Origin of the sequence: Dyadobacter koreensis, assembly GCF_900108855.1 — a bacterium.
Taxonomy (GTDB): domain Bacteria; phylum Bacteroidota; class Bacteroidia; order Cytophagales; family Spirosomataceae; genus Dyadobacter; species Dyadobacter koreensis.
Genome location: NZ_FNXY01000009.1, coordinates 404,240 through 410,980 on the forward strand (window position 1 = coordinate 404,240; position 6,741 = coordinate 410,980).

General features: G+C 40.4%; 5 protein-coding genes and 1 rRNA gene. 4 read left to right on the forward strand and 2 right to left on the reverse strand.

Annotated features, from left to right (window positions below):
* Window positions 1-37 precede the first annotated feature (37 nt).
* Window positions 38-979: a GDP-L-fucose synthase gene (gene fcl / locus BMY70_RS26910; RefSeq protein ID WP_090340861.1), complete on the forward strand. Its 942-nt coding sequence runs from the start codon at window positions 38-40 to the stop codon at window positions 977-979.
* A 185-nt stretch (window positions 980-1,164) separates the two neighbouring features.
* The gene (locus BMY70_RS26915) at window positions 1,165-1,638 is read left to right on the forward strand and encodes an Lrp/AsnC family transcriptional regulator (protein WP_090340796.1); all 474 of its coding nucleotides are present in this window, start codon (window positions 1,165-1,167) and stop codon (window positions 1,636-1,638) included.
* A 103-nt stretch (window positions 1,639-1,741) separates the two neighbouring features.
* On the opposite strand, the gene BMY70_RS26920 is transcribed toward BMY70_RS26915, so the two are convergent.
* A complete protein-coding gene (locus BMY70_RS26920) occupies window positions 1,742-3,238 on the reverse strand; it encodes a DUF4301 family protein (protein WP_090340798.1) in 1,497 nt (498 codons plus the stop codon).
* 131 nt (window positions 3,239-3,369) lie between these two features.
* Entirely contained in the window at window positions 3,370-5,640 is a 2,271-nt protein-coding gene (locus BMY70_RS26925; RefSeq protein ID WP_090340863.1) for an ATP-dependent helicase, read from the reverse strand.
* 247 nt (window positions 5,641-5,887) lie between these two features.
* On the opposite strand from BMY70_RS26925, the gene BMY70_RS26930 reads away from it, so the two are divergent.
* Window positions 5,888-6,241 (forward strand): hypothetical protein, encoded by a 354-nt coding sequence (locus BMY70_RS26930; RefSeq protein ID WP_090340800.1) that lies wholly within the window; start codon window positions 5,888-5,890, stop codon window positions 6,239-6,241.
* 269 nt (window positions 6,242-6,510) lie between these two features.
* Window positions 6,511-6,741, forward strand: a 16S ribosomal RNA gene (locus BMY70_RS26935); the annotation flags it as partial.

Sequence of the window (6,741 nt, forward strand, 5' to 3'; positions counted from 1 at the left end):
GATATTGATTTTTCATCCTACAAATTTACATAACACATTGGAAAAAAGCGCTAAAATTTATATCGCAGGACACCGCGGTATGGTCGGCTCGGCGATTCACCGTAAACTAACTGCTGAAGGTTTTAACAATTTTGTATTCCGCACATCTTCAGAACTTGATCTGCGTGATCAGGCTTCGGTAAAAGATTTCTTTGAAACAGAACGTCCGGAATATGTTTTCCTTGCTGCAGCAAAGGTTGGCGGCATCATGGCCAACAATATTTATCGCGCAGAATTTTTGTTCGATAATCTGCAAATTCAAAATAATGTCATCGATAGTGCTTACCGGGTTAACGTAAAAAAACTGCTTTTTCTTGGTTCATCCTGCATTTATCCAAAACTGGCACCTCAGCCGCTGCACGAAGATTCGCTCCTGACCGGCACACTGGAACCAACGAATGAACCGTATGCAATTGCGAAAATTGCAGGAATAAAAATGTGCGAGGCTTACAGAAGCCAGTACGGCTGTGATTTCATTTCGGTTATGCCCACAAATCTTTATGGTCCTAACGACAATTATGATTTGAATAAATCGCATGTTCTTCCTGCCATGATCCGTAAATTTCATGAGGCCAAGGAAGAAAACAAACCAGTAGTTGAGCTCTGGGGAACGGGTTCACCATTGCGCGAATTCCTTCATGCTGATGATTTGGCTGATGCATGTTATTTCCTGATGCAGAATTACAGCGAGCCGGGTTTCCTTAATGTAGGGGTAGGAAGCGATGTTACTATTAAAGAATTAGCCGAGTTGATTCAGGAAACGGTAGGCTATAAAGGCAACGTTCATTGGAATACGGATAAGCCTGACGGTACGCCACGGAAATTGATGGATGTAAGCAAACTTCATGCCCTGGGCTGGAAACACAAGACAGATCTCACCGAAGGAATACGTATAACGTATCAGGATTTTTTACAGAAAATAGAGGCTTATTCCGTTTAATAAAATTGATATTAATGGGTTATACAAAAGTATCACCCAACAATTCAGCACTAAAAGGCCGTTTTACCTATTAAAATTCTTTTTTTTGACAAATTTTCAGTATAAAGTTACAATTATCTTCGGGAAACTAATTAGTTTTGCAGCGTCCTAAAAAGTGGGGCTAACTATAAACCATGTTATAAGCAATGTCTGCTATCATTAAATTAGACCAGATAGACCGTAAAGTACTTGAGATTTTACAAACGAATGCCAAGATAACGAACGCACAGCTTTCAAAGGAAATTGGGCTTTCACCAGCTCCTACACTGGAACGTGTAAAGAAACTTGAGCAATCAGGAATTATTAAAAGTTATCATGCACAATTAGAACCAGAAAGAGTTGGTTTGGGTGTAAGCACTTTCGTGCAGATTTCTTTGGTTGGCCACAGAAAAGCTGTTACAGAGTCATTTGTTGAAAAAATACATGCAATTCCGGAAGTGATCGAGTGCCACCATATTACGGGAACAGGCGATTTCTTGTTGAGAGTAATTTCAAAGGATATCAGTACATATCAAAAACTGATGTTGGAAAAAATAAATGAAATTGAAGAAGTAGCAAGCACCCAAACGATGGTGATTTTGTCAACTTTCAAAGAAAGTAAGGTCTTACCAATTCCTTGAAATATTGCCCCTGACAGCATGATATTAGGAAAATTATTCCAATAAAAAACGTCGGACCCTTTACGGATTCGACGTTTTTACTTTTATAACTGTGCTGTTGACACTATTGATGTTGTTCGCGCAACAGGTCATTTACTGTTTTTACAGGATTAAATGTGATCAACGGAACTTCAACGAAAAGCGTGTTCCAGTTAGCCATTGATCCGTTCCATAAGCCAGGTAATTCCTGCGCTTTCAGCTCTTTTCCATCTTTGGATTTGTAGGTTATGAAACCAGTAAGCGGATCACGGAATTTTTTAAGATCGTATAATTCTCCGTTTTTATTCTTAATTGCACAAACAAGATCAACCGGATTAAAGTGGGTTGAATTCTTGAAAATACCATTCTGCTGTTCATTGTCAACATCAACCTGAGCAGATTCTACGATTTGCAATGACGAAGATCCATCTGCATTTTCTGCCCAGAAAGGTCCGCCACCAGGTTCGCCCTGATTTTTTACCATACCACAGGCACGCAAAGGACGGTCAAGTTTGCCAACAAAATATTCTTTCTTCTGATCGTCAGACCATCCGTCATAAGTTGCCGGAGGTACTACACATAATTCTTCACGGAAAAAAGTATCAAGTTCCGCTAATAAAGAAGCATCAGAACCTGCGCTTAATTTATCAAGATAGCCAAATATTCTTTTCTGGAAGTCAAGAACAATGCCGGCCAATGCTTTTTTGTAGGTTACAGTATCGCTCTTAATTCTATCGGGAACTACGTTATCAATATTTTTGATGAAAATAATATCCGCATCCAATTGGCTTAGGTTTTCCAGCAAAGCACCATGCCCGGCCGGCCGGAATAATAGTCCACCATCTTTCTCACGGAAGGGCGAGTTGTCCATGTTTACAGCAATCGTATCGGTTGAGCTTTTCTGCTCAGAAAACGACACCATATATTTTACGCCAAATTCGCTTTGATAGGTTGGTAATACTTCAACAACCAGTTTTTCGAATTTATCACGGTGTTCCGGAGAAACGGTAAAGTGAATCTGAACATTGCTACCAGCGTTTGCGTAATGAGCACCTTCTACCAAATGTTCTTCGAGGGGCGTGCGTGAACGGCTGTCGTAATTATGGAATTTCAACAATCCTTTTGGCAATTCGCCATATCCCAAACCCTTGTTTAAAAGGAAATAAGAGACTATCGTTTTTTCATCAGCAGAAGAAATATCAATCCCGTCTGACGCCATGCAAGCTTTCAGATCTTCGTAAAAAGCAAATTCTGTTAGTCTCGCAAAAAATTCGTCAACAGATTTGTCTTTTTTATCTTCCTGCAAAAAGCTAAATAGCGACTTAAACATACGCGTTGCAGCTCCGGAAGCAGGAACAAACTTCAGTAGAGCCACTTCGCCGTCAGAAGAACTCCTGTCAAACGCCTTAACTACTTCTTCAATTTGTGCATCTGTCAAACGAATAATCCCGTCTCCGACGGTCGCTGCTTTGGACAAATGAAGAAATGGAAACCCATTCACAAAATAATGCACTTGTTCTTCTACTACTGTGGCATCGCTCCCGCGGTCCTGAATCTGTTGAAGGTCTTTTTCGATGAACATAATTTAATTTGTTAAAAAATAATCATTAGTACATCGCCATAAGAGTATTAAATCTAATGAGTCCTGTGGCGGTGCGTGGTTTTACATTATGTAAAGTCCTGTATAATCGTACTATAACTATGTAACACGATTTATTTCACTATTCTTAATTTGGCGAAACTAAGCAATAAAGTTTTGTCACCTACCTTGTCAAATTTCACGGTCGCTTTACGGTCTGTTCCATTTACATCCATCTTAACAACCGTGCCAAAACCAAACTTGGAATGTTCCACCTTATCGCCTTCGGCAAGCTCATGCGTATCACTCGGTACAAAATCCGAAGTAGGCGTGTGAGCAGAAGCAGCTGTTGCTGGCCTTGGTTCTGTCGGTCTTCTCGGACTGAGATTTTTGACGAAGGACATCGGCGACGAGGATGATCCTTCCCGACTAATCTCTCTTTGGAAAGATTGGGAAATATTCAAATATTTTGCATCAACCTCCAATAAAAACCGGCTTGGTTCGCACATTTTCAATCTTCCCCACTGATAACGGCTTTCTGCGTAGGAGAATGAGAGTTTTTGTTCAGCACGGGTTATCGCAACGTAAAAAAGACGGCGTTCTTCTTCCAGATCCTGGCGGCTTTCCAGCATCATCTGGCTTGGGAATAGATCTTCTTCCAAACCAACAATGAAAACATTCCTGAATTCAAGACCCTTCGCAGAGTGAATTGTCATCATTGTGACGCGATCATTATCTTCGTTTTCATCCGGTTCGTCTGCATTTGTCAAAAGCGAAACAGATTGTAGAAACGCACTTAGTGTTTTATCTTCGTTTTCTTCACTATCAACAAATTCTTTGATCGCATTCAGCAATTCCTGGACGTTTTCATAGCGGGAAAGTCCTTCAACGGTTTTGTCTTCATACAATTCACGAAGAAGTCCGGATGTTTTTGCGATGTGAGCGGAAACTTCAAAAGCATCTTTTCCGGCATCAAGCATGAGCATAAAGCTTTTGATCAATGTCCCGAACTGATCGATTTGCGTAATCGTCCGGCCGGTTGCATAATTCGCAATATTGCTTACCACCTCCCAGATCGGAACATTATTTTCTGCCGCAGTTACAGTAATTCTTGCAACGGTTGTATCGCCGATCCCACGTTTCGGAAGATTGATAATCCTTTTAAAAGCTTCTTCGTCACGCTGGTTAACCGTAAAACGCAGGTAACCCAAAAGGTCTTTAATCTCTTTACGTTGATAAAAAGATTGTCCGCCAATAATCCGGTATTTAATTCCCAGCTTTCGAAGCGCTTCTTCAAAAGAACGTGACTGCGCGTTAGTACGATAAAGAATTGCAAAATTTTCGTTTTTGAGCGATTTCTGCATTTTTTCTTCAAAGATGGCCGTCGCAACCAAACGTCCTTCTTCGTTATCAGAACCCGCTTTGATCACGTCGATCATCGAGCCTTCCTCATTCACTGTGAAGGTTTCTTTTTTCAACTGGGATTTATTTCGGGCGATCACCGAATTCGCGGCATTTACAATCGTGCTTGTTGAACGATAATTTTGTTCCAGTTTGATAGTATGAACATCCGGAAAATCTTTTTCAAAATTCAGAATGTTTTCAATATTGGCTCCGCGAAAGGCATAAATACTTTGCGCATCATCCCCAACAACCACAATATTCCGGTTTACAGCCGATAATTTTCTTGTAATAAGGTACTGCGAAACGTTTGTATCCTGAAACTCATCCACCATCACATGCTGGAATTTGTGCTGATATTTGTACAAAACATCAGGAAAATCACGGAACAAAACGTTTGTATTAAAAAGCAGATCATCAAAATCCATCGCATTCGCCTGAAAACAGCGCGTTACATAGGTCTTGTAGATACGCCCGATTTCCTTCATTTTGGCCGCTTCGTCATCTGCCTGGATTACGGCATTGTTGATATAATCGTCTGCAGACACCAGCCTGTTTTTTGCTCCGGAAATCCGGTTATAAACCACATTGGCTTTGTAAACCTTATCATCCAGATTATATTCCTTTATAATACTGCGCAATAACGACTTGGAATCGTCGGTATCATAAATCGAAAAATCACTGGTGTAACCCAGATATCTCGCTTCGATCCTGAGAATTTTTGCAAAAACAGAGTGAAAAGTACCCATCCAGATATTTCTCGCTTCTGTCCCGACAGCACCCTCGATACGTTTCCGCATTTCCCCGGATGCTTTATTGGTAAAAGTCAGAGATAAAATACGAAACGGATCTACGCCATTTTCAATCAAATGGGCAATCCGGTAAGTAAGTACTCGTGTTTTTCCTGAACCGGCACCGGCAATAATCATTAAAGGACCATTACCATAAACCACGGCCTGGCGTTGCGGTTCGTTCAGTGTATCTAAATAATCTGGCTTGCTCAATCTATCTTCCTCCTTATATATATTGTTCACATCAAATGCCTCATTCTTATCAGGCAAAACCCAAAGTTAGGAAAAACCCTCAAATGCATTCTTTTCTCTTCTATTATATGACTAAGAGTTTACAATGATTTAACCGGAAAACTAAAATGCGGGTTAAAATAGAACGCCCGACGTCTGTTATTGGTTTTGATAAAATATAAACAAATTGGAGTTTTGACCGATACATATTAATAGAATAAGAACTTATATGAGCATATTAAATATAGAGGACCAACCACTCGAAGCGCAATGGGAGCATTTACTTCAGACTTTGGAAGAATTATTAGGAAAGCGACCGGCTGACTTGAATGGCGTATTGTTTCTTATAGGTGTCCAGGAGCTGGGACAGGGTGCTAAAAGATTTACAAAAGAACAAAAACAGGATCTGATGCATATCGGGATATGTAAGGTATTAAGTCTGTCTTCTTATTACCTGTTTGAAAAAAGGGATAAGGATGGCTGGCCGCATTATATATTGAACAGGGCATTGCCGCAAGGTGGTATTGACAAGCAGGAAGCGTTATTAAAAATGCATGTAATTGAGTATTTCAAAAATATTTAAAAAAAGTTTCAGAACTACACTTTTGACTTTTAGCAAGTTAACAAAAAAGGCGAAAATAATTTTCGCCTTTTTTGTTCCTGGGCTTGCATATTAAAAATTAATGTAGGACTTTTGCACTCCCAATCGGGGATAACGGCGGTGAAAACGATCACTGCGACAAGTTTCGGAAGACGCGAAGCAAAGTTCTTTGACATGATGAAGAGAGTAACAAGATAGTTCGTTTAAGAAGATTCGGTCCTATTTTATAGATAGAGACCACAAAAAAAATTACAATGGAGAGTTTGATCCTGGCTCAGGATGAACGCTAGCGGCAGGCTTAATACATGCAAGGCGAGGGGGCAGCAATGTCACCGTCGTACGGGTGCGTAACGCGTATGCAACCTACCTTCAACTGGGGGATAGCCCGGGGAAACCCGGATTAATACCGCATAATACAGGGGTGCCACCTGGTACTATTTGTTAAAGATTTATTGGTTGAAGATGGGCATGCGTTCGATTAG

Coding starts and splice junctions, on each gene's coding strand:
- BMY70_RS26915 (WP_090340796.1), top strand. CDS start 1,165: ATGTCTGCTATCATTAAATTAGACCAGATAGACCGTAAAGTACTTGAG.
- BMY70_RS26920 (WP_090340798.1), bottom strand. CDS start 3,238: ATGTTCATCGAAAAAGACCTTCAACAGATTCAGGACCGCGGGAGCGAT.
- BMY70_RS26930 (WP_090340800.1), top strand. CDS start 5,888: ATGAGCATATTAAATATAGAGGACCAACCACTCGAAGCGCAATGGGAG.